This is a genomic window from Flavobacterium sp. LK-23 (assembly GCF_058135255.1).
Map to the genome: position 1 here is coordinate 71621 of NZ_JBYUVT010000001.1, position 23118 is coordinate 94738.

At 33.7% G+C, this 23118-nt stretch carries 25 protein-coding genes; 17 read left to right on the forward strand and 8 right to left on the reverse strand.

The genetic code is table 11. The annotated features are described in order from the left end of the window. Positions 1 to 21: 21 nt before the first annotated feature. Positions 22 to 750: a phosphoglycerol geranylgeranyltransferase gene (locus tag AC3Y25_RS00320; protein WP_489901354.1), complete on the reverse strand. Its 729-nt coding sequence runs from the start codon at positions 748 to 750 to the stop codon at positions 22 to 24. 95 nt (positions 751 to 845) lie between these two features. Here AC3Y25_RS00320 and AC3Y25_RS00325 point away from each other — a divergent pair, with 95 nt between their 5' ends. From AC3Y25_RS00325 to AC3Y25_RS00335, 3 genes are all read left to right on the forward strand, one after another. Then, positions 846 to 1442: a Crp/Fnr family transcriptional regulator gene (locus AC3Y25_RS00325; RefSeq protein ID WP_379795991.1), complete on the forward strand. Its 597-nt coding sequence runs from the start codon at positions 846 to 848 to the stop codon at positions 1440 to 1442. 82 nt (positions 1443 to 1524) lie between these two features. Beyond that, positions 1525 to 1812 (forward strand): hypothetical protein, encoded by a 288-nt coding sequence (locus AC3Y25_RS00330; protein ID WP_095927983.1) that lies wholly within the window; start codon positions 1525 to 1527, stop codon positions 1810 to 1812. Then, positions 1809 to 2207 (forward strand): group III truncated hemoglobin, encoded by a 399-nt coding sequence (locus AC3Y25_RS00335; RefSeq protein ID WP_489901355.1) that lies wholly within the window; start codon positions 1809 to 1811, stop codon positions 2205 to 2207. Before AC3Y25_RS00330 ends, AC3Y25_RS00335 begins: the two co-directional genes overlap by 4 nt. A gap of 34 nt (positions 2208 to 2241) precedes the next feature. On the opposite strand, the gene AC3Y25_RS00340 is transcribed toward AC3Y25_RS00335, so the two are convergent. Continuing rightward, positions 2242 to 2892 carry a 4'-phosphopantetheinyl transferase family protein gene (locus AC3Y25_RS00340; RefSeq protein WP_482503877.1) on the reverse strand — a complete coding sequence of 217 codons (651 nt, stop codon included), beginning with the start codon at positions 2890 to 2892 and terminating at the stop codon, positions 2242 to 2244. A 317-nt stretch (positions 2893 to 3209) separates the two neighbouring features. Between AC3Y25_RS00340 and ahcY the strand changes: the two genes are divergently transcribed. From ahcY to AC3Y25_RS00400, 12 genes are all read left to right on the forward strand, one after another. After that, positions 3210 to 4526, forward strand: coding sequence for an adenosylhomocysteinase (gene ahcY / locus AC3Y25_RS00345; protein ID WP_250834182.1), 1317 nt, complete (start codon positions 3210 to 3212; stop codon positions 4524 to 4526). A 226-nt stretch (positions 4527 to 4752) separates the two neighbouring features. After that, positions 4753 to 5028 carry a hypothetical protein gene (locus tag AC3Y25_RS00350; protein WP_489901356.1) on the forward strand — a complete coding sequence of 92 codons (276 nt, stop codon included), beginning with the start codon at positions 4753 to 4755 and terminating at the stop codon, positions 5026 to 5028. Further along, positions 5025 to 5480 (forward strand): PIN domain-containing protein, encoded by a 456-nt coding sequence (locus AC3Y25_RS00355; protein ID WP_489901357.1) that lies wholly within the window; start codon positions 5025 to 5027, stop codon positions 5478 to 5480. The genes AC3Y25_RS00350 and AC3Y25_RS00355 overlap by 4 nt, the downstream gene beginning before the upstream one ends. A gap of 193 nt (positions 5481 to 5673) precedes the next feature. Then, complete coding sequence (locus tag AC3Y25_RS00360; protein ID WP_489901358.1) at positions 5674 to 7989, forward strand: patatin-like phospholipase family protein; 2316 nt, start codon at positions 5674 to 5676, stop codon at positions 7987 to 7989. A gap of 268 nt (positions 7990 to 8257) precedes the next feature. Further along, the gene (locus AC3Y25_RS00365; protein ID WP_489901359.1) at positions 8258 to 8542 is read left to right on the forward strand and encodes a hypothetical protein; all 285 of its coding nucleotides are present in this window, start codon (positions 8258 to 8260) and stop codon (positions 8540 to 8542) included. A 10-nt stretch (positions 8543 to 8552) separates the two neighbouring features. After that, positions 8553 to 9632, forward strand: coding sequence for a WG repeat-containing protein (locus tag AC3Y25_RS00370; RefSeq protein WP_489901360.1), 1080 nt, complete (start codon positions 8553 to 8555; stop codon positions 9630 to 9632). 39 nt (positions 9633 to 9671) lie between these two features. Continuing rightward, on the forward strand, positions 9672 to 10004 hold the full coding sequence (locus AC3Y25_RS00375; RefSeq protein WP_489901361.1) for a DMT family transporter: 333 nt from the start codon (positions 9672 to 9674) through the stop codon (positions 10002 to 10004). 66 nt (positions 10005 to 10070) lie between these two features. After that, positions 10071 to 10538 carry a GNAT family N-acetyltransferase gene (locus AC3Y25_RS00380; protein ID WP_489901362.1) on the forward strand — a complete coding sequence of 156 codons (468 nt, stop codon included), beginning with the start codon at positions 10071 to 10073 and terminating at the stop codon, positions 10536 to 10538. Positions 10539 to 10813: 275 nt separating this feature from the next. Beyond that, the gene (locus tag AC3Y25_RS00385; protein ID WP_489901363.1) at positions 10814 to 11656 is read left to right on the forward strand and encodes a bifunctional helix-turn-helix domain-containing protein/methylated-DNA--[protein]-cysteine S-methyltransferase; all 843 of its coding nucleotides are present in this window, start codon (positions 10814 to 10816) and stop codon (positions 11654 to 11656) included. A 145-nt stretch (positions 11657 to 11801) separates the two neighbouring features. Then, complete coding sequence (locus tag AC3Y25_RS00390; protein ID WP_489901364.1) at positions 11802 to 12515, forward strand: 2OG-Fe(II) oxygenase; 714 nt, start codon at positions 11802 to 11804, stop codon at positions 12513 to 12515. A 120-nt stretch (positions 12516 to 12635) separates the two neighbouring features. Beyond that, a complete protein-coding gene (locus tag AC3Y25_RS00395; RefSeq protein ID WP_489901365.1) occupies positions 12636 to 12881 on the forward strand; it encodes an Ada metal-binding domain-containing protein in 246 nt (81 codons plus the stop codon). Next, entirely contained in the window at positions 12868 to 13476 is a 609-nt protein-coding gene (locus AC3Y25_RS00400; RefSeq protein WP_095927994.1) for an alpha-ketoglutarate-dependent dioxygenase AlkB family protein, read from the forward strand. Before AC3Y25_RS00395 ends, AC3Y25_RS00400 begins: the two co-directional genes overlap by 14 nt. Positions 13477 to 13480: 4 nt before the next feature. On the opposite strand, the gene AC3Y25_RS00405 is transcribed toward AC3Y25_RS00400, so the two are convergent. Continuing rightward, entirely contained in the window at positions 13481 to 13801 is a 321-nt protein-coding gene (locus tag AC3Y25_RS00405) for an MmcQ/YjbR family DNA-binding protein (RefSeq protein WP_489901366.1), read from the reverse strand. Positions 13802 to 13832: 31 nt separating this feature from the next. Next, positions 13833 to 14588, reverse strand: a complete 756-nt coding sequence (locus AC3Y25_RS00410) for an NUDIX hydrolase (protein WP_379795963.1) — start codon at positions 14586 to 14588, stop codon at positions 13833 to 13835. 284 nt (positions 14589 to 14872) lie between these two features. On the opposite strand from AC3Y25_RS00410, the gene AC3Y25_RS00415 reads away from it, so the two are divergent. Beyond that, positions 14873 to 15130, forward strand: coding sequence for a hypothetical protein (locus tag AC3Y25_RS00415; protein WP_095927997.1), 258 nt, complete (start codon positions 14873 to 14875; stop codon positions 15128 to 15130). A gap of 149 nt (positions 15131 to 15279) precedes the next feature. Beyond that, positions 15280 to 17301, forward strand: coding sequence for a hypothetical protein (locus AC3Y25_RS00420; RefSeq protein WP_489901367.1), 2022 nt, complete (start codon positions 15280 to 15282; stop codon positions 17299 to 17301). A 47-nt stretch (positions 17302 to 17348) separates the two neighbouring features. Here AC3Y25_RS00420 and AC3Y25_RS00425 read toward each other — a convergent pair whose 3' ends face one another. From AC3Y25_RS00425 to AC3Y25_RS00440, 4 genes are all read right to left on the reverse strand, one after another. After that, positions 17349 to 19577 carry a glycoside hydrolase family 3 N-terminal domain-containing protein gene (locus AC3Y25_RS00425; RefSeq protein WP_489901368.1) on the reverse strand — a complete coding sequence of 743 codons (2229 nt, stop codon included), beginning with the start codon at positions 19575 to 19577 and terminating at the stop codon, positions 17349 to 17351. A 12-nt stretch (positions 19578 to 19589) separates the two neighbouring features. Next, on the reverse strand, positions 19590 to 21014 hold the full coding sequence (locus AC3Y25_RS00430; RefSeq protein ID WP_489901369.1) for a glycoside hydrolase family 30 protein: 1425 nt from the start codon (positions 21012 to 21014) through the stop codon (positions 19590 to 19592). A gap of 2 nt (positions 21015 to 21016) precedes the next feature. Next, entirely contained in the window at positions 21017 to 21856 is an 840-nt protein-coding gene (locus AC3Y25_RS00435; RefSeq protein WP_489901370.1) for an endonuclease/exonuclease/phosphatase family protein, read from the reverse strand. Positions 21857 to 21928: 72 nt separating this feature from the next. Then, complete coding sequence (locus tag AC3Y25_RS00440) at positions 21929 to 23002, reverse strand: glycoside hydrolase family 16 protein (RefSeq protein WP_489901371.1); 1074 nt, start codon at positions 23000 to 23002, stop codon at positions 21929 to 21931. Positions 23003 to 23118 lie beyond the last annotated feature (116 nt).

The following is a 23118-nucleotide window of genomic DNA, read 5'->3' on the forward strand; positions in this document are numbered from 1 at the left end:
CGGAAATGTGGTATTTGGCGTTTATTGTTCAAAAAAATGACTGTTGTTTTCAAAAGCAGTTCCAATAACAACCAAATCTGCACCAGCCTTATATGCTTTCTGAATTCCGTGCAAATCTACAATTCCTCCACCAACAATAACAGGAATTTTAATATTTTGAGAAATCATCTCAATCATTTCTGTCGGAACGGACTGTTTTGCCCCACTTCCGGCTTCTAAATAAATCAGTTGATTTCCTAACATTTCTCCTGCCTGTGCCGTCGCCAAGACCAAATCAAGATTTTCGCGGCTTAAGGGTTTTGTTTTACTTACACGAGCAACAGCGGTTTCGTTACCGCTTTCTATCAAAATATAACCAGTAGAAATAACTTCTAAATTTGTTTTCTTAAGAATTGGAGCAGCCTGAACTTGATATTCAATTAAATAATCGGGATTTCGTCCAGACAATAAAGACAGAAACAAAATACCATCTGCATTTGGTGAAATCTGCGAAGGATCTCCAGGAAACAAAATAACAGGCAGATTCGTTTCTTGTTTTAATGCCGCAATTAATTCCTCTAAAATATTTTTCTTAACAATACTTCCTCCCACAAAAATATGAGTTGCTGGAGACTGATTAATTTTATCAATTAAATGATTTAAATTTTCCAGTACAATTTTATCAGGATCCAAAAGCACTGCCAGTAGTTTTTGACCGTTGCTTTTAGCTTCTAAAATCTGTTGTCTAATAGTGAGTAATTGTTCTTGCATACCAAGGTGTAAAAGTAAAAGTTTTTTAATGCAGAAGAACTATTTTGAATAAATTATATTTGTTCTACGTCTTTTGATAACATAAATAATACATTATGATTACAGTTGAATTACTAGAAAAGTATGGTGTTGCAAAAAAATCATTTGATAAAAATGACATTATTTTCGAAGAAGGAAATCTGCCATTGCACTATTATCAGATTATTTCGGGTGAAATAAAAATGAGTAATTATAATGATGACGGACGCGAATTTATTCAGGGTATATTTTATAATGGACAGTCTTTTGGCGAACCTCCTTTATTCTTAAATCAAAAATATCCCGCAAATGCTATTGCTGTAGAAAAAGCGGCAGTTTTCATCCTTCCAAAAGAAAACTTTATGAAGCTTTTAGAAGAAAACCCAAAAGTCAGCATTAAAGTAATCGAAAATCTTGCACAACGATTGTATTACAAATCGGTTATGGCAGCCGAAATTTCTACACACGAACCCGAACATCGCGTACTGAAGCTAATAGATCACGGTATTGCCTATTTCAATTTTCAGAAAGACAAAAATGGATATCTGATTAACTTTACAAGACAACAAATTGGAGATTTGACCGGTTTACGTGTAGAAACAGTCATTAGAGCCATAAAAGCATTGGAGAAAAAAGGCGAATTGAAGATTATTAACCGAAAAGTATACAGATAAAAAAAATCCCATTTTATGATTAAAATCATAAAATGCAGCACTATTGTAGGCGTAATTTTGTTGGTATAAAAAACTGAATACCATGACACTATATCAAACAACATTCGACATTTTCAATAGAAACTATATGGGCTCTGCTGCAATGGCAGTTATCGGACAAAGCTGTTTAGGAGGCGCTGCAGCTATGTATGTTTTAGCCAACGGAACTTCAATTCCGCAAATGATTCAGCTAGGCATTATTGTTTTAGCTTGTGTTTTTGCAAACACCTCTATCTTGGCACAAATGAAACATAAAGTAGTTTTCAACCTTATAATGCTAAGTGCATTTTTAAGTTTGTTCTTTATACTTTTAAATAGTTTAATTCTATGAGAAAACAAATAGACAATAGAGCTGATGTTTCCTTTTTGGTTCATCAGTTTTATGCTAAAATAAGAGCCGATCGAGAAATCGGCTTTTATTTTAATGAAATGATTTCGGATTGGGATGCTCATCTCGAAAAACTAACTGATTTTTGGGAAACCAATCTATTTGGTGTTCGCAAATACAAAGGAAATCCTCATGCGGTCCATAATGAAGTTGACGCTCATTTTGGCGAAAAAATCACAACAAACGAATTCGGAATCTGGTTGAATCATTGGTTTCAAACTATTGACGAACATTTTGAAGGCGAAAATGCCGAAACATTAAAAAGACGCGCTCGAAAAATGAGCACTTTTTTATACATGAGTATGTTTCAGCACCGTCAAAAAGAAAGTGAAGTTTAAACAGAAAACTGTCTACTGAGACTGAGACTAAAATCTATTTCTCAAAAGCATAAACCAAAGTAAACTTACCCTCAAAATTATCTGATTGGACTTCTTGATAATGCACATCAAAATCCTTGATCAGATTATCAAAATGAAGACTTGCCTGCGTTTGGGTTTCTCCTAAAGAAAAGTTGCTCACCTTAATATGATCTTTAAAACTGATCCCTTTTTCATTTCTGATTTTAAAGATCGCCTCTTTGGCTCCCCAGATTACGGTAAGTTTTTTTATGTATTCTTCTATAGATGAAGGATCTAAATAATCGCATTCAAAGTCTGTAAATTTATCTGCAATTCTCTGGATTTTTTCTCGCTGCAATTCCATGTCAATTCCAACCTTTTCTTTGCTTATAATTATCGCCGCAAAATGGTAAGAATGTGTAATTGAGATATGATTATCACAATCAAAATAAGGTTTTCCAAACTCATCATAATGCAAATCTTTATCTGTAAAACCCATTTCCTGAATCAGCATACGAACACTCAAAAAAGCACGCTGATGCATTTGAGATTTCATTCCGTCCAATCTCTTTTGTGTTTTTTCTTTTAACACCACTTTACTCAATAATTCTTCGAGAGATTCTGTGATTTCCCAAATTAAAATTTTAGTCGTTTCATTGAATTGTATGGTCTGAAATAAAGGCATTACTTTTTAGTTGTAGATTATGAATGGTGAATGATAAATTATTTTCTTGATTACTAAACCATAAAAGTCATTTAAGAAGATATAACTGCTGGTTCAAAAAATGTATTAGTAAATATAAGCAATTTGCAACAAAGGTAATAGTTTCAGAATCTTTTTTAAAATGAACTTATATTACTTATATGGTTTAAAACGATTCAGAAACTAACATTCTAGAGATTAAGAAATTAAAGATTTCACAAATCTGTCAGAAATTAGTAAAAATAAAAAGCTATTCCTTAAATTTGCAAAAAATTTACAATTCTACAAATATAATATAAATGAGTACAACGACTACGCCTTACGTGGCTTTCAAAGTAAAAGACATTTCTCTAGCGGCTTGGGGAAGAAAAGAAATTGAACTAGCTGAAGCTGAAATGCCAGGTTTAATGGCACTTCGCGCTGAATATAAAGACGAACAACCATTAAAAGGTGCTCGTATTGCTGGATGTTTACACATGACGATTCAAACTGCTGTTTTAATCGAAACTTTAATTGCTCTTGGTGCAGAAGTTACTTGGTCTTCTTGTAACATTTTCTCTACTCAAGATCAGGCTGCTGCTGCTATTGCTGCTGCTGGAATTTCAGTTTACGCTTGGAAAGGTCTTGATGAAGAGTCATTTGACTGGTGTATTGAGCAAACTTTATTCTTTGGAGAAGAAAGAAAACCATTAAACATGATTCTTGATGATGGTGGAGATTTAACTAACATGGTTATTGATCGTTACCCAGAATTAGTTGCTGGAATTAAAGGTCTTTCTGAAGAAACTACAACTGGTGTTCACAGACTTTACGAAAGAGTAAAAGCTGGAACTTTACCAATGCCTGCAATCAACATTAATGACTCTGTTACTAAATCTAAATTTGATAACAAATACGGATGTAAAGAATCTGCTGTAGATGCTGTACGTCGTGCAACTGACTTAATGTTAGCTGGAAAAAGAGTAATCGTTTGCGGATACGGTGATGTTGGAAAAGGAACTGCTGCTTCTTTTAGAGGTGCTGGTTCTATTGTAACAGTTACTGAAATCGATCCAATCTGTGCTTTACAAGCTGCAATGGACGGTTATGAAGTTAAAAAATTAAACACTGTAATTGCTAATGCTGATATCATCATTACAACTACAGGAAATAAAGATATCGTTCTTGGAGAGCACTTCGAGCAAATGAAAGATAAAACTGTTGTTTGTAACATCGGTCACTTCGATAACGAAATCGACATGGCTTGGTTAAACAAAAACCACGGTGCATCTAAAATCGAAATCAAACCTCAGGTTGACAAATACAACATCAACGGAAAAGATATTATCATCTTGGCTGAAGGTCGTTTAGTAAACCTTGGTTGTGCTACAGGTCACCCAAGTTTTGTAATGAGTAACTCATTTACAAACCAAACTTTGGCTCAAATCGAATTATGGAACAACAGCGCAGCTTACAAAAACGAAGTTTATATGTTACCAAAACATTTAGATGAAAAAGTTGCTGCTTTACACTTAGCTAAATTAGGTGTTGAACTTGAAGTTCTAAGAGAAGATCAAGCTGCTTATATCGGTGTTGAAGTTCAAGGTCCATTTAAACCAGAGTACTACAGATACTAACATATTTTAGATTGAAGATTTCTGATTTTAGATTTCTTTAATTACATATTCCAAACCCGATAGGTTTTTAAAAACCTGTCGGGTTTTCTGTTTTAAGTTGTTACTCTAACCTAAAATTGCAAAAATTTAGCGCTTTAAAATGTAAAAAAAATAATACAAAATACTTAAAAACAAAATAAGTTAGTTATTTTTACACTTCAAAAGAACTAAAATAAATTAGCCGTTTATGAAACTTAAAGATATATTGAGAATTGCACAAACAGAATTAGCAGACTTATCTACTGTTGAAAATCCCGATTTCCGACTTGAACAAGCAGTTTATAGAAAGGATGAAAAGATATGGGAAGTTGTTGTTTCTTATCTTGTAGAAAATACAAACAGACCTTCAAAAGCGTTTTCTGCTCTTTCACCTGAATTTGCTTTTGTAAGAATGTATAAAAAACTTGAAATAAACGATAAAAATGAAGTTGTTTCTTTTTTAATGTTTGATAACAAAGCATGATTTTAATAGATTCAAATGCTTTAATAGTTCTCCTACTTGGACTCATTGATCCCAAATTACTTAAGACTCATAAGGCTACATCAATATATGATGAAGAAGATTTTCGTGAATTATTGTTTGTAATCGGGGATTTTAACCAGATTATTGTTTTACCAAACATTTGGACTGAAGTTGACAATTTATTAAACAGTTTTGGAGGAAATTACAAATATCTATATATTCAAAAAATAACTGAAATAATTAAGAACACTTCTGAAAAATACATAGATTCAAAAACTGGTAGTGAATGTGAAAGTTTTTTTGACCTAGGTCTAACAGATTCATTAGTATTAGAACATGCAAAATCATGCAAACTCTTAATAACATCAGACTCTAAACTTTCAGATTATGCAATTGCATATGGTATTAAGGTATATGATTTAATTAAAGTCAAAAACGAGAAGCTAGATTAGTCTTTTTTAAATATCAAATGTATTTTAATTACATATTCCAAACCCGACAGTTTTTAAAAACTTGTCGGGTTTTCTGTTTTTATGCTTCAGTAAAAAAAACATTTCTCTCAAAAAATTGTACTTTTATAAATATCTGCTTACTTTTAATAACCAGAATAAGAATCTATTTATCAAATACTTAAATAGTAAAAAATTGAAAAAAACATCTTATTTATTCGTCTTCTTATTTTTATTAAGTCTCCCACAAATTATTTTTTCTCAAGAAAAAAAGCCTAAAGTTGTCTTAGTATTAAGCGGTGGTGGTGCAAAAGGAATTGCACATATTCCTCTTTTACAGAAATTGGACTCTCTCCACATCGTTCCAGACCTTATTGTTGGAAACAGTATGGGAAGCATTATAGGCGGTTTATATGCAATGGGATATTCTGGTGACAGCATAGAAAAAATCACTAAAGATATTTATTGGGATAAACTCCTAGGCGGAGGACAGGCTCTACGATCTGTAAGTGCCGAAGAAAAAAGAGAATTTCAACGGTATTTAGTCGGAATAGGTGTTAAAGACGGGAAACTTAACAGCATTGGTTCTTTGTTAAATGATCAAAATCTAAGAGAATACCTTTCCGAATTAACTTTCCCTGTATACAATGTTAAAGATTTTGACAGTCTCCCAATTCCCTTTAGGGCCATGGCCACAGATTTGGTCGAAGGAAAAGAAGTTATTTTAAGCAAAGGAAGTTTATCCTACGCTATGCGCGCCAGTATGTCGCTGCCTGCTATCTTCAAACCAATGCCATACGGAAAAACAGTTTTGGTAGACGGTGGAGTATTGAATAATTTTCCAACAGATGTTGCCAAACAAATGGGTGCCAACATTATTATTGGAAGTGACGTCGGAGGCGGAATGGAACCTGTAGATAAGCTAAATAATCTTATGACCATATTAATGCAGACCAGTATGTTTCCGAGCAACATTAAAAATCCTGCAAATCGTGATTTATGCAACATATTGATAGATCACTTACCCAATCTCCGTTTCTCAACAGCCGATTTTGCCGATAGTAACGAAATTTACAAGGATGGAAAAATAGCAACAAATCAAAATCTCCCAGCTTTAATTTCTCTTTCGGAAAAATTAAAAGGATTTCAGCAGCGAACGCATAAATTGCCTGATATGCCAAATGATTTTGTTCTAGACACGATTGTTTATAAAAAAATAAGCCCTGAAAATATGCCATTGGTTGTCGGAAGAGCCAATCTTAAAACCCATGTAAAATATACTACCAAAGATTTAATAGCAGGAATTAACAGAGCAATGGGAACCAATCTTTTTGATGAGATTACATATAGTTATTTCCAAGACGGTGATAAACTAGGCATTACATTGTTTGGTTTTGAACGTGCCAAAAACCAGCTAAATACTTCAGTGCATTATGACACGTATAGAGGTGTTGGAATCATTTTTAACTACACAGGAAGAAACGTCTTGGCTGATGCTTCCCGACTTTTAATAACTGCCGACATTGCCGAACAGCCAAAAGCCAGAATCAATTATCAGAAAAATTTTGGAGGCCATAGAGAATGGTGGTGGGCAACTGAAGCTTATGGAGCTTTCCTGCGCCAAGAAATTTATATAAACGGTAAAGCATCAGACAATATACTTTACAATACTTTTGAACTCAACAGTGAAGTAAACAGAAACATAAATTCTCTGAAAAGCTATGTAGGCTTTGGACTAAACTACAGCTATACGAATCTAAAACCAAAATATGACCGAGAATACAACCCAAATTCTGTGAGTATTAACGACTACAACTTTAACAACATCGAATTCAACCTACATTATTCTTATAATGACATGGATCGAGTTTTCTTTGCCACAAACGGAACCATTATAAAATCAAACATAGCACGGTCATTTCTTACCGATCTTAATGCCGCATTTTCCGATCCGGACTTAACACGTGTTTCTGGCTCAACAAATGGCTACACCAAATTTGGTTTAACCTACGAAAAAAGACTGCCCATAAAAAAGAAAATTACAGGAATTGTAGGCTTTGATTCTTATTTTATTTTTCAGGATAAACTTAAACATGACGATATTCCATTTTCAGGATTTGGTTATGCTGCAAAATATTTCATTGGCGGCATCATACCTAGTTCTGGCAGCAATCGCTTCTCCTTTGCTGGACTCCACGAAGACGAACTTAATGTTACACAATATTTGGGTCTCCGACTTGCGTCTCAAATCAATCTAATCGGAAAAATTTATCTTACCCCTCATTTCAATCTTGCCTCTGTCGGTTTTGAAAGTTTTAACGACTATTTAAAACATGCCTTCAATCCAAAAGGAAATTGGGACGAAAATACCGAGACCAGCTTAGTAATATCGGGAGGCGCCGCAATTTCCTATCAATCCATTTTAGGTCCAATCCATTTTGACACTTCATGGATCAATAATATCGACAAAGTACGATTATTTTTTAGCGTTGGATTATCCCTGAATCCTTAAAAGAAAAACCTAACGCTTAAACTTGAAACCTGAAACTTGAAACAAAAAAAATAATCTGGGCGTGCCACCATCCCGATAAGAGGGCAAAAATACTTTATGCTCATTCGCCCTCTTATCGGGATGCTGTCGGGCTATCCGTGCTACTTCGGTAGCCTACTCCTATCCCTCACGCTCACGTAGATCATGAACGACTTAATTTAACAAGACATTTACAAGGTTTTTAATTTATAGCTTTAAATTTGAACTTAAAGCTTTTAAAATTTAAAAAATGATCGAAAAAATTTCCTGCGACATACACGGCTCAAAAGAAATGTCTTTTACCTGCATTCATATCGCAACTGCGATAGATTCAAAAAACCAAGTTGGATTTTTCTATTCAGAAGCCGAGGAAGATCTTCCACAAATTGCTTGGTGTGGTTCTTGCGAACAATATCTTTTGGATAATGGAGAAGAATGGACAGAAACTTTTCAATCTCTTGCCGATTTTAAAATGTTATGTTCTGCTTGTTTTGAAGAAGCAAGAAACAACGAAACAGAAGTTCATATTCGATAAATGCATTCTCATGAAAAAAATTCTTATCCTCATTTTATTATTTCTCTTTAATTCTTTAGCATTCGCTCAAAGCAATGACATCTGGACTGCATTTCACAACAAAGACACCACATTAACAGGGTTTAAAGACAAAAACGGAACAATCAAAATAGAACCCAAGTTTACTGGTTTTACCATTGCACGCAAATTCGAAAATATAATTGCTGTTACTGAAGAAGAAAATGGCAAATGGAACAGCTATTATTTAACCAAACAAGGAAAGATTGTCGGGCAAGATAGCCTGTATGTATTTGATAATGGTCCAGACTGCGAAAACGAAGGCTTTATAAGATTCACAGATCGTAAAACTGATAAAATGGGAGTATTTAATGCCGAAGGAAAAATTGCAATTCCAGCAGAATACAGCGCCTTAACCAAAGTAAGAAACGGAATGATTATGGCTTTGAAAGACGCCAAAAAGCAACAAGATGGAGAACACTTTTTCTTGACAGGAGGAAAGGAATTTTTAATCGACATCAACAACAAAGTCCTGATTGAAAATTTCTCTTATAATGATAAATTGAATTTTTACTCTTTAGAGAAGTCAAAAGAACCTAGCAAAGATCCAACAAGAGACAGTTTTCTTGGAGTTGATGGACAATATTATTCTTTCATAAATTTTGATAAAGAGTTTAAATATTGGTTAGAAAATACTCTACTTAAGGACTTATCTAAACCCAATTTAGAAAAACATTCCTTCGATAAAATTACCTATTGGAAAGAACCAGACGGCTGGATAAATGCTTCGAAAACCAAATTCATTAATCAAAATTATACCTATTTAAAACTAAAACTTCAGGAGCTTAAAAATCCAAAAACAGATTATTTTATTTCTTCTGGCGGATTAAATCAGTTTATTTTTGAATCAAGTGAATACGACATTTATTTCAACAATTGTAATGAATCTAAAGATTGGATTTATCCAACAATGGATATTGTTATCAATCCAAAAAAGCAAACCGATCGCGGGCAAGATCATTTTGAATTTCTAAGAACAGAAAACGGATATAAGTTAATAAGTGTTTCTTCTAGAACAGATAATCTTAAATAATTTTCAGCTTTAAAGTTTAACTTTGTAAAAAAGTGAACTATGAAGAATTTTATATTTTTAGGCCTTGCCATAATCTTCGAAATTATTGCTACTTCAGCATTAAAAAAGTCTGAAGAATTCACCAAACTTATTCCAAGCATCATCACCATTATTGGTTATTGCGGTGCATTTTACTTTTTAAGTTTTGCCATCAGAACCATTCCAGTTGGTTTTGCTTACGCCATTTGGTCTGGTGTCGGAATTGTTTTAATTACGATAATAGGCGCTCTTTTCTTCAAAGAAATTCCAGATTTGCCAGCAATAATTGGTCTTGCATTGATTGTAATTGGCGTTATTGTAATTAATGTTTTTTCTAAAACTACGGCGCATTAATCAAAACAATGATAGTATCATTTGATACTATCAAATTTTACATTGTTTTAAAAATCAAACCATTATATGTTTTTAAAAAAAGCTACAATCTCAGACCTTCCCGAAATGCAGGATTTATTTGTCCAGACCATTCAATCTGTTTGCAAAAACGACTACAATGCAGAACAAATTGAAGCTTGGACTTATGGGGTAAATAATAAAGAGCGCTGGCTTGAAGTAATTGAAAAACAATACGTTTTATTAGCGGTAATTGAAAACAAAATTGCAGGTTTCGCAACTTTAAAAGACGGAAATTATATTGATTTTTTCTACATTCATAAAGATTTTCAACGACAAGGAATTGCAGATAAACTTTTAGCCGAATTAGAACTTGAAGCTCAAAAACAGCATTCAAAAATGATAACTTCGGATATTAGCATTACTGCCAAACCTTTTTTTGAAAAGAAAGGATTTGTTGCAAAAGCTGAGCAAAAAAACATACGCTTAAATGTTGAACTGATCAATTACAAAATGGAGAAGCAATTAAAACAATAAAAATCTAGCGAAATAAATCTCTCGCAAAGACGCAGAGTCGCAAAGTTTTATTTTTTAAGTTTATAATCTTTGTAGACTTACTTTGAGATCCTTCGACTTCGCTCAGGAAGACAAAATTGAGAAAAATCTTTGCGACTCTGTGTCTTTGCGAGATTAAAAATATTGCAAACTTTGGCGTAAACCTTAGCGCACTTTACGGTTAAAAAAACAAAGCAAGTTTCGGATTTTATACCTTCTAAAACCAATCGATATTTGTATTATAAAATGGAAAGAAGATGAACACACAGGAAACCATAAATTATAATCGTATCGCTGAAGCTATAGATTATATCAAAGCTAATTTTAAAGAACAACCCAATCTGGATGAGGTGGCTGAGAAAGTGCATTTGAGCCCGTTTCACTTTCAGAGACTTTTTAGTGAATGGGCAGGAACAAGCCCTAAGAAGTTTTTACAATATACCAGTATCGAACACGCTAAAAAGTTACTTAAAGAAAATCAAGCCACAATATCTGAAACTGCTTTTGAAACTGGCCTTTCAGGAACCAGCCGACTTCATGATTTATTTGTAAATATCGAAGGAATGTCTCCGGCCGAATATAAAAATGGAGGAAAAAATCTTGAGATCAATTACAGTTTTGCCGAAAGTCCATTTGGGAATATTATTGTTGCGTCTACTCAAAAAGGCGTTTGTTTTATGGCTTTCGCCGAAGATGAAGTGACTGGATTTATCGCGTTGAAAGATAAATTCCCGAATGCTCAATTTTCGAAAAAACTAGATTTATTGCAGCAAAATGCCTTATTCATTTTTCAAAACGATTGGAGCAAATTATCTGAAATCAAACTGCATTTAAAAGGAACCGATTTTCAATTGAAAGTTTGGGAAACTTTACTAAAAATTCCAATGGGACAGCTTTCTACATACGGAACTATTGCACACCAAATTCAGAAACCAAATGCATCACGAGCAGTTGGAACAGCAATTGGAAGTAATCCTGTTGCATTTTTAATTCCGTGCCATCGCGTTATTCAGTCTTCTGGAACCTTTGGCGGTTATATGTGGGGAAAAACCCGAAAAACAGCCATTATTGGCTGGGAAGGTGCGCAAATAAATCCTTAGTTTTTCTGCCACGAATTCACGAATTTTCTTTTTAAAATCTTTGCGATTATTTATTCGAATTAATTCGAATAATATTAGATAAAGTATTTAAAAAAATAATTCGTGAATTCGTGGCGGAAAAAAAATCTCAATCTAAAACTTCTTTATGCAAAATATACAATCTAAAATTGCTTCTCAAGACTGGGAAAGCATTACTGAATCTATGCACGAAAATGGCTTTGCCATTATTCCAAAAGTGCTTAATAACGAAGAATGCGAAGATTTAAAATTTGATTATGATAATCCGAATTTATATCGAAAAACAGTTGTTATGGAACGTTATCGATTTGGTTTGGGCGAGTATAAATATTTCAATTATCCAGTGCCAGATTTAATTCAAAACATTCGTTCATCAATTTATCCTAAACTGGCTCCGATTGCTAATTCTTGGATGAAAGCATTGAACATCAATACCGTTTTTCCTAACAAACACGAAGAATTATTGAAACAATGTCACGACAATAATCAGCTGAAAGCGACGGTTCTAATTTTAAAGTATGGAAAAAGCGGATTCAATACTTTACATCAGGATTTATATGGAGATGTATATTTTCCTATTCAAATTGTGCTTTTTCTAAATGACCCCGATGAAGATTTTACTGGCGGTGAATTTGTGTTGATGCAACAAACTCCACGAGCACAATCTAAAGCGATTGTTTTGAAACCTAAAAAAGGAGATATTCTTGTTTTTACAACCAATTTCAGACCTGTAAAAGGTACAAAAGGCTATTATCGCGTGAATATGAAACATGGAGTAAGCGAAGTTCATTCTGGCGAAAGATATACACTGGGAATTATTTTTCATGATGCCCTTTCGTAAATATTTTTTTTTCGCCACGAATTCACGAATTATTATTTTAAATTCTTTGCGATTATTTATGCGAATTATTTAGAATAATAATTCGTGAATTCGTGGCGGAAAAACAAAACACAAAACAATATGTTTGAACATAACAAAATAACCGATTCAGACCTCCGAAATAAAATTAAAAAAGGCGAAATTTGTTTCGGTGGCAACCAGAAATTAAAAATCTACGGAACGCTCAAATGCTCTTCGGGAAAAAGAATGAAAAGAGAAAATCGTGTTTTCTTTTTATCTGAAAATGACGCCAAACAAAATGGTTTCAGACCTTGCGGACATTGTATGAAATCGGAATATCAAAAATGGAAAAATGGACTTATTTAATCCTCAAACAGACGAAACAACTAATCTGCTTCCGAAAGATGGAACGGTAAATTATTATGGAAAATGCTTCTCCAGACAAGAAGCCGATTTCTATCGCGATGTCTTATTAAATACAATTGAATGGAAAAATGACGAAGCGGTGATCTTCGGAAAATTAATTTTAACTAAACGAAAAGTGGCTTGGTACGGCGATCAGGAATTTGAATATACGTATTCGAATACGACCAAAAAAGCCTTGCCTTGGACTCCTGAACTTTTAAAGTTAAAGAAAATCATTGAAGAGAAAACGGGAGAAACTTTCAATTCTTGCTTACTAAATTTATATCATACTGGCGAAGAAGGAATGGCCTGGCATAGCGATGCCGAAAAAGATTTAAAGAAAAATGGCGCTATTGGGTCGGTAAGTTTTGGTGCTGAACGTAAATTTGCCTTCAAACATAAAGAATCTAAAGAAACCGTTTCTCTAATTCTGGAACATGGAAGTTTATTGGTTATGAAAGACGAAACACAAACGCATTGGCTGCATCGATTACCTCCAACAAAAACAACCCAAAAACCTCGAGTAAATTTGACTTTTAGAACTATTGTGAGATAAAATATTACTTCTTTTTTGTAGCAACATTTTCGTACGAACGTATTAAAGCATCTTCAAACATTTCGGGTCTTACTCTTGAAAGTTCAACAATTGTCCAGCCTTGTTTCCCCCATTTGTTTGGAACCTCATAGAAAATCTTTTCGCTGGAAGCACAAAAAACGGATTGGTCGATTTCGTTTAGTTTTAAAACGGCGCGATTATTTTTTTCGTCAAAAGTGGCAAAAATCTTCTTTTTGATTCGAAAGGAAGTTTTCTCAAAATGGGGCTCTTCGGTCGCATCTGGAAATGATATTGCTAATTTTCTAAATTCTTCAATTGAAACCATAATATCATTTTTAAAGATTAAAGTTTACTTTTTACCAGCCTTGATTCAGTCCGTTTTTAAGAACCTCATCGTATTTTTCTTTATCGAAGGAATATAAGTTTGGAGCTTTGTGTGCTACGTTACTCTTCTTTTCGTCCAATTTATTAAGGATTCCTATATTGGTGATTTTACGTAAAAAGTTTCGGCGGTCCAGTTTTTTATCCAAAATTGTTTCGTACAATTTTTGCAGTTCTGGAATGGTAAATTTCTCTGGCAATAAATTGTAACCCACTGGCATTAAATTTAATTCTGTACGTAAAGTGTCTAAGGCTTTATCCAAAATTTCCTTATGATCTAGAATAAGCTCAGGAACTTCTTTATGATCAATCCATTCCACTATTTCATATCTGCCTGTTGGGTTAGGCAGAATTTTAGAAAAATCCACCAAAGCATAATATCCAATTGTAACAAAACGGCGCGTTAGCCATTTTCCTTTTTCTTCTTCAATTTGGAGATATTCCAAGGTTTTTTTATCAAAATGCTGATGGTTGCGATTTACTTTTCCAAAGGTCGCAAATTGCCTTAAAAATACCCCATCAACACCTGTTCTGCCATTCAGCACCGTGATTGCAGCCGTATCAATATCCTGATCTACAGGAATAAAACCGCCGGGCAAAGACCATTTATTGGCACGTTCCACTTTAATCAATAAAACTTTTAACTGATTATCATGAAAACCAAAAATGACACAGTCTATAGAAAGTCCTGGTTGATAATTTTCGTTATTATCTATAATGTCTTTTAACATCAGATTGGTATAAATTCTTCTTTTAATAACTCTGCAATTTACTTCATTTTTATAAAATGCAAATATGTTATAGAAACAAAGCGCTAACTTTCATTAAAACAGAAGTGTTGAAACTACAATTTTAACGAAAATTTAAAATCAAATTTAAAAAAAATAAGTACATTGCGTCATAATAACACATTAACGATTTTTAACTGTTATTATTAGAATCAAATTCAAAGAAAAATAATACAAGCTGTTTCCATTTTTCTTCAAGTGAGCGTAGAAATTTAAATGCAGAAGTTATGATTACCAATCCTTTAAAAGACATCAATAAAAAAATTAGAACCAGAATCTGGTCTTCATTCGGATTTGTTTCGAAAACATATCTTCTGGAAGAATCTCTAAAATATAGCGAAGAACAGGAGAGAATTTTCAACGAAATGATCGTCGAAACCGATGCAAAAGACAAAAAAGCAAAGCGAGAAGCTTATGAAAAAGCTTTGTATGCATCTTACAAAGGAATTGGCGCAATGGATTTTATAAATACCGTTTTAAAATAAATACCTACACATTTTTATAATTTATAATGCTGGCCTCACTTCGGTGAGGTTTTTTATTATAAATTTTACAATGAAATGAAAGAAAATGGTCATTTATTAGTTATTTTAGCCGTTTTAAAAGTAAGAATATACCCCTATAGACCGAATACATGGAAAACATCATCGAATCAGAGAGTTACAAAATTCAAAAACCAGAAAACTGGGCCCCTACAATTAATGACGATCAACTTATCGACTATATAAAAGAATCCGATTTCTCAAACAAACAAGTTGAAGAAGGTCGTGATTTCTGCTACTTCTTAGATAAAATCTACTACACAAGCGATACTGAAAATAGCGAATATGCTTGCGTTGCCTATACTCTTAACGAGCCTTCAAATCTTGAAAACGCTTCGGTAAAAGATGTTGTTGTAGAAGAAAATGAAACTTATCTGATACACAGAATTAGCGTGCTGAGAGATGGCGTTTTGATTGATAAAATTCCTGATACTAAAATTAAAGTTTTAGATAGTGAAAATCAGAGTGAAGGCGGCATTTTAAGCAGCAACAAAAAAGTAAATATTACGATTAAAGATTTACGTCTTTATGATGTATTAATTACAGAAGATTCGCGTACTAAGGTTTTTACTGATCGCGATTTTATGCGAAAAGAATTTCTTAAGTATGTGTACGTAACACCAAGTACTTATTGGGCTTATGGCAAATACAAGTTTTCTTTTATCAATGACAGAAAGGAAGCGATCACATACAAAAAGACATTCTTTAGAGATGAAGAAGGAAATGTTTTGGAACCAGAAATTAATTTCTTGAAAAAAGGAGAAAAATTTGTAATTGAAAAAGAAGATTATATCAACTCTTTTGATTCAAACCGAGAAATTGCTCCTTTTATTGATTTTGCAACAGATCGTAAATGGGTTGACTTATCAAATTACATTTCTCCGCTTTACGAAGAAATATACAGTAAAGCTTCTTTAACAGAATTTGCTCCAAAACTGGTAGAAAAATTGGATGCCATTGTAGATCAAGACGAAAAATTACAATTTGCAATTGATTACGTGCAGAACCATGTTTACTATATTTATAATGCTGACGAAATGAACGGCCATAAACCGCAAGAACCATCCGTAACGTATGAAAATAAACAGGGAGATTGCAAGGCAAAGTCGGTTTTACTGAAAGTGGTTTTAAATTATATCAATGTTGATTCTTCTGTAGTTTTGGTTAATTTCAATTCAGATCTTTACATTAAATATTACCTTCCGTCATTATTGACTTTTAATCACGTTATTGTAAAAATCAATTACAAAGGCGGAACTTATTTTGTTGATGCTACCTCAAGAGACGAATTCGGGTTAATTGAAAATCGCGGCTACATCTATTTTATGCATTATTTGGAAGTAAAACCAAATCAGGAATTGCAGATTAAGGAGCCTTACAGATTTCCTTATTATGGAATAACTGAAAAAGCAGATTTTAGTGCTCAAAATAATATAGGAACACTAAAATTGGTTTCGACTTACAAAGGAGGTCGTGCCAACTATATGCGTAAATATTTCAAAAACACAAACAAAAGAGAGATCATTGACAGCTGGAATAATTTCTTGTTCTATGCTTTAAATTATTCTAACGATCGAAACGGAACGGATATCAGAACCATTTTTAAAGATGCAACGATTGAACTTGTAAGCGATGATAAAAAGCTAAATGAATTTACGATTCAGTATAATGCTACAGTCGAAAATCCGTATTTTACAGATGCCGAAAAGAATCGCTTTTTAATGTATTTTGATCGCAATGTGGTTAAAAATGCTGCACGCGACTTTATGCACACGGATCTTTTGTTTTGGCATAATTTTGATAACGAGAAGTACGAAATCAATTTAACGACAGATCAAAAAATCGATACTCAGGAAAAATATACAATTCAGGAAAGTACGATCACAAATCCTTATTTTGATTTTACAAGCCGTAAAAAAGTTACCAAACATGGTGCTTCTATAATTGTTGATTATAAACCGTTAATCAACTTAGAAATTCCAAGTGAAGATTTTGAAGATTTTAGAAATGCTCATCATGAAATTGCCGATAGTAATTATGGCGTTGGAATTGACATTATCGAACAAGGTTTAATGAACATGCTAAAGTATAGTTTTAAAAAACGACTAAAATAATTTCGATATAAAAAAACGGGGCTCAAAAAAGAAGCCCCGTTTTTTATTTAATTTACTAATTCAAAATCAGATCTTAATTTAATATCTGCTGATGAAGTTCCGATCATAACTTCAAAATCTCCTGGTTCAGCAACCCATTCTACTTTATCATTATAGAAAGAAAGTTTCTCTTTGTCAATTGTAAATTCGATTGTTTTAGATTCTCCTGCATTTAATTTCACTTTCTGGAAATCTCTTAATTCTAAAACGGGTCTCACAACAGATCCAAATTTATCTTTCAAATACAATTGAGCGACTTCTTCTCCCGCTACTTTTCCGCTATTTTTCAATTGGAAAGAAACTTTGATTGTTTCATTGCTTTTTATTTTAGTTGAAGATAATTTCAAACCTGAATAATCAAACGTTGTATAGCTCAAACCATATCCAAAAGGATATTTTGGAGAGTTTTTCAAGTCGATATAAGCCGAAACATAGTTTGTTGCGTTTTCGTCTTTAGCAGGTCTTCCTGTGCTGAAGTGATTGTAGTAAATTGGAATCTGCCCTACTTCTCTTGGGAAAGTCATTGGCAGTTTTCCAGACGGATTGTAATCTCCAAATAAAACATTTGCAATAGCATTTCCAGCTTCAGTTCCTAACCACCAAGTGTATAAAATTGCTGGAACATTATCTGCAGTCCAGTTGAAAACCAAAGGTCTTCCAGCATTTATTAAAACGACAACTGGTTTTCCTGTTGCCATAACTGCTTTTACTAAATCTTCTTGAACTCCTGGCAAATGCAAGTCGCTTCTACTTTTGGCTTCACCGCTCATGTCGCGTCTTTCACCAATACTCAAAATCACAACATCGGCTTGTTTAGCTGTCGCAACTGCTTCTGCAAAACCATCTTTGTTTGTTCCTTCTATTTCACAACCTTTTGCATACAATAATTTGGTGTTTTTGCCCACTTTATTTTGCAATCCATCCCATTGTGAAACGATCCATTTATTGTAATCAACTTCTGGAAGTTCTACAGACCAGAATCCCATGTTTTCTTTATATTCTTTTACCATTGGGCCAATAAAAGCAATGGTTTTAGCATTTTTTGAAATTGGCAAAGTTTGGTTTTCGTTCTTTAATAAAACGATACTTTTTTCAGCCATTTCTCTAGCTGCTTTTCTGTGTTCTGGATTGTTTAATGCTTTTTCAGCACGTTTTTCGTCTGAGTATCTGTAAGGATCATCAAATAATCCTAATTCGAATTTCTTGCGAAGAATACGTTTTACAGCATCATCAATTAAATCAATAGAAACTCTGCCTTCTTTTACTAACTCTGCTAAATGCTTACGGTATGCATTACTTTCCATATCCATGTCGCTCCCTGCAGTAATCGCTGAATAAGCGGCTTCTTTAAGATCTTTTGAATAACCGTGTGCGACCATTTCTCCAATTGATCCCCAGTCTGAAACTACGAAACCTTGAAAGTTCCATTTTCCTTTTAAGATATCTCTTTGTAAATGTGCATTCCCAGTTGCTGGAATTCCGTTAATATCATTAAATGAATTCATAAATGTTGCTGCACCTGCATCTAAAGCCGCTTTAAATGGCGGTAAATAGGTTTCCCATAACATTCTTTCGCTCATGTCTACAGAGTTGTAATCTCTTCCTCCAACTCCGGCTCCATAAGCTGCAAAGTGTTTTACACAGGCCATAACAGAGTTTAAGTCTCCCAGTTTGTTTCCTTGAAAACCTTTTACTCTTGCGTAAGCAATTTTAGAACCCAAGTAAGTATCTTCTCCCGCGCCTTCCATTACACGTCCCCAGCGAGGATCACGACCAATATCTACCATTGGAGCAAATGTCCAATGAATTCCGCTTGCTGCTGCTTCTGTTGCCGCAACTCTTGCGCCTAATTCGATTGCTGCTAAATCCCAACTTGCCGCTTCTGCTAGAGGGAGAGGAAAAGTCATTTTGTAACCATGAATAACGTCTTGGCCAAACAACAACGGAATTTTAAGTCTTGACTGCATCGCCAATTCCTGATATCCTCTTGTATATTTTGTTCCGATAACATTTAGCATCGAACCAATTAAACCTTGTTTGATTTCGTTTTGCTTGTTCGGATTAATCGTAATTGGTCCCGTTGCCTGATTGTCACCAGTGTACTGATTTAGCTGACCAATTTTTTCTTCAATTGTCATTTTTTTCAACAGATCATTGACTTTCTGATCTATTGACTGCTGCTGTGCCGTCGCAAAAAGCGAGAGCATAAACAGTGTAATTGTAGTTGCTTTTTTCATAGTTTAAGTGGTTTACCAAACGTAAGTAGCAACTGCTCCTGCGTTTAGTGTGGTTGTAGTTTGTTTGTCGTTGTATTTTATATTAAAAGTTTCTGCTGAAGCTCCGTCATTTTCTACAATTAAAACTGTTTGTCCTAACGGAGTTATAAAAGAAACATTGTATAAATTTCCTATAATATTACTACCAATTCTTACTGAACCTTCTGGAACAAATTTAGAAGCATGTCCTATAATATAATATCCTACTTCTCTTTTGATATTTTGATTTTGGTCAATCATCAAAGCACCTTTACAAGTTGAACATCCTCCTGGCGTGAAAGGTTTATAAAACTCATCATTTGCTAATCCCCAAGAAAGCGCATTTTTACTCCAGTTACGCATTGAACCAATTACTACATTTTTTACACTCCATTTCAAGTCGGTTTCGAAATTAGTTCCGCTTCCGGTATACTGTTCTGTAAAATACAGATCCTTATTTGGAAATTCGTTATGAACAGTTGCTAAAGCACTAATGTCTCCTTCATACAAGTGAAAAGCTGATCCTGCTACAAACGGATTTGCTTTTGGATCTCTTAAAATCGTCAAAGGATATTCTGGTTTATTACAGTTGTGGTCGTAAACAATAATTTTGGTTTTGATTCCTGCTTTCGCGAAAGCGGGACCCAAATTATTCCCAACAAAATCTGCTTGCTGCTCTGCCAACATTAGCAAACTTGGGTTATTTCCTGGGTGTAAAGGTTCATTTTGAGGCGTAATCGCATCAATTACAATTCCGTGCGATTTCATTGCCTGAATATATTTCACAAAATATTCTGCATAAACCTGATAGTATTTTGGCTGTAAACTACCGCCTTTTGAACTTCCGTTATCTTTCATCCAAACTGGAGGCGACCACGGAGAACCCATTATTTTGATTTTAGGATTTATAGCTAAAATCTCTTTTAAAACCGGAATTACATCGTCTAAATCTGGACCAAGATTGAAATGTTCCAATTTTAAGTCGGTTTGACCTTCTGGCATATCATCATACGAAAAAACTTTTTCATTCAAATCTGATGCTCCAATACTTATTCTTAAATAACTTAAACCAATAGCATCTTCTTTTCTAGAAAACAATTCCTGAAGCAAAGCTTCTCTTTTTGATTTGTCTAGTTTTTTAATAGCTTGCGCACTTCCTCCAGTTAATGAAAATCCGAAACCTTCAATAGTTTGAAATTTCTCTGAAGGATTTACTTCAATAGTTTGATTTGAATTTGTTTCTGAAGTGAAAACTAACTCTGGTTGTTTTTTAAGTTTTGAAGTTTCATCTGTTGTGGTAATCCAAGAAGAAACTTTTCCAGTATTTTTTACAGTATTTGTTGAAGATCCACAGTTGAACTGCATTGCAATTAATGGCAGCAAAACTAGGATTTGAAGTTTTTTGTTGATGTTTTTCATTTTTAATCTATTTCTATTAAGACAGGCAAATGATCTGACGGATATTTTAAATCTTTGGAATCACTTAACACTGCGTGTTTTTGAACTTTTAGACCACTATTTTTTGAAATAAAAATGTAGTCTAATAATAATGTTACGGGTTCATTGTGTTTGAAATCGTTGAAAGTTCCTGAAGGTCCAAAAGGTTTTTCTATTGAAACATCTTTGGTATCATCCATCACTTTTTTGATTTCTCCAATTTGCGTTGTGTTTGGTTCAGAATTGAAATCACCCATTAAAAAAGCAGGATAATTTTTTGTGTTTAATTCCTTTATTTTAGAAAGAGCAAGCTGTACGCCTTTTACTCTAGCTTCTTCGCCCATGTGATCTAAATGCAAATTGAAAACCCAAAATACTTTCTTTGTTTTTAGATCTTTAAAAAGTCCGTATGTACAAACTCTATTGCAAGCAGCATCCCAACCTCTTGAAACCACATTTGGAGTTTCAGACAACCAGAAAGTATTAGATTGCTCTACTTTAAAACGGTCTTTTTTGTAATAAATCGTACACGCTTCACCTAAACCGCCTTCTTCTCTTCCAACGCCGAATTTGTTATAATTTGGCAAAGCCGATGCAATATCTAACACTTGGTTTGGGGTCGCTTCCTGAACTCCGAAAATATCTGGACTGTAAAAACCAATTTGAGATGTAAAATAATCTTTTCGGTTTGGCCAAGCATTTTCTCCATCTGAAGCAACATCCAAACGGATATTATATGTCATAATTTTTAAATTCTGACCATAAAATGAGTTCACGCTTAAAAGCAGGATTACTGCAAAAACAAGTTTGTTTATCTTTTTCATGTTAAAAAATTTTAATCTTGTAAAGCTAGTGTTTACGAGGCTTTAAAGAAAAAAATCTGTTTAAAAATTATGTTAATTATATACTCTTACATAATCAATTTCGTAGGTCGCTCTTTGAAAGTTTGGATCGACAGCTCCTCCAAAATTTCCTCCCATTGCAAAGTTTATAATCACAAAGAATTTGGCATTAAATGGAGTTGTGCTTGAGTTTTTATAAGTGTAAAATAAATTATCGTCTACAAAAAATTTGATATTTTCGGCGTCCCATTCGGCAGCATAAATATGAAACTCAGTTGTCGAATTTGGAGCCGTTGTTGTTTTGGTATCTGGCGTGTTTCCTGAACGTCCTGGAGAATGCAAAGACGAATGGATTACATTTGGATTATTACCAACCGATTCTAAAATATCTATTTCTCCGCATAATGGCCATCCTGCCGTATCTATATTATCTCCAAGCAACCAGAAAGCTGGCCAAGTACCGCCGCCAGCTGGTAATTTTGCGCGAATCTCTGCTCTTCCGTATTTAAAAGAAAACTTTCCTTTGGTCAACATTCTTGTAGAAGTGTATTGGCTTCCTTGGTAATTTTCTTTGATTGCCGTAATTTTTAAAAGACCTCCTTCGATTTTTACATTTTCAGAACGATTGGTGTAATATTGCAATTCGTTATTTCCCCAGCCATTTCCTGTTCCCAAATCATAACCCCATTTTGAACTATCAGGCGCTCCATCGGTATTAAATTCATCTGACCAAATTAATTTTCTGGCTACGAAAATATTTACTGTTGCAGAAGTATTTGTATACTTTATACCGTTAAATGCTGTAACATCAATCGTATAGGTTTTTGTTCCTGGCTGCGTAAATTCATATGCAAAACTGCTAGTTGTAAACTCTTTTGTTTCATTGTTCACCACTACCTTATACGACTTTGCATTAGGAGCATCAATTTTTAAATTAATTTTTCCGCTTCCATCTCCATTTGGCATTTCGGCAGTTTTGCCCACTACATCAACTTGTACAGAAATTTTATCTGGAGTTACAACGACAGGGGTATCTGTCGTATCGTTGTTACTGCTGCAAGATTGGAATACAAACAACAGAATTAAAGTAAGAACTCCAGCTCTATTTGCGAGATTAATCATTTTCATCTTTTTATTATTTAAATGGTTTAGTTAATAAATTGAATATCAAGATAAATATTATTTCTTCTACTTTTTGTTTTTGTTCATAACAAAAAGTTTTAGATCAAAACGACTTTTAAATT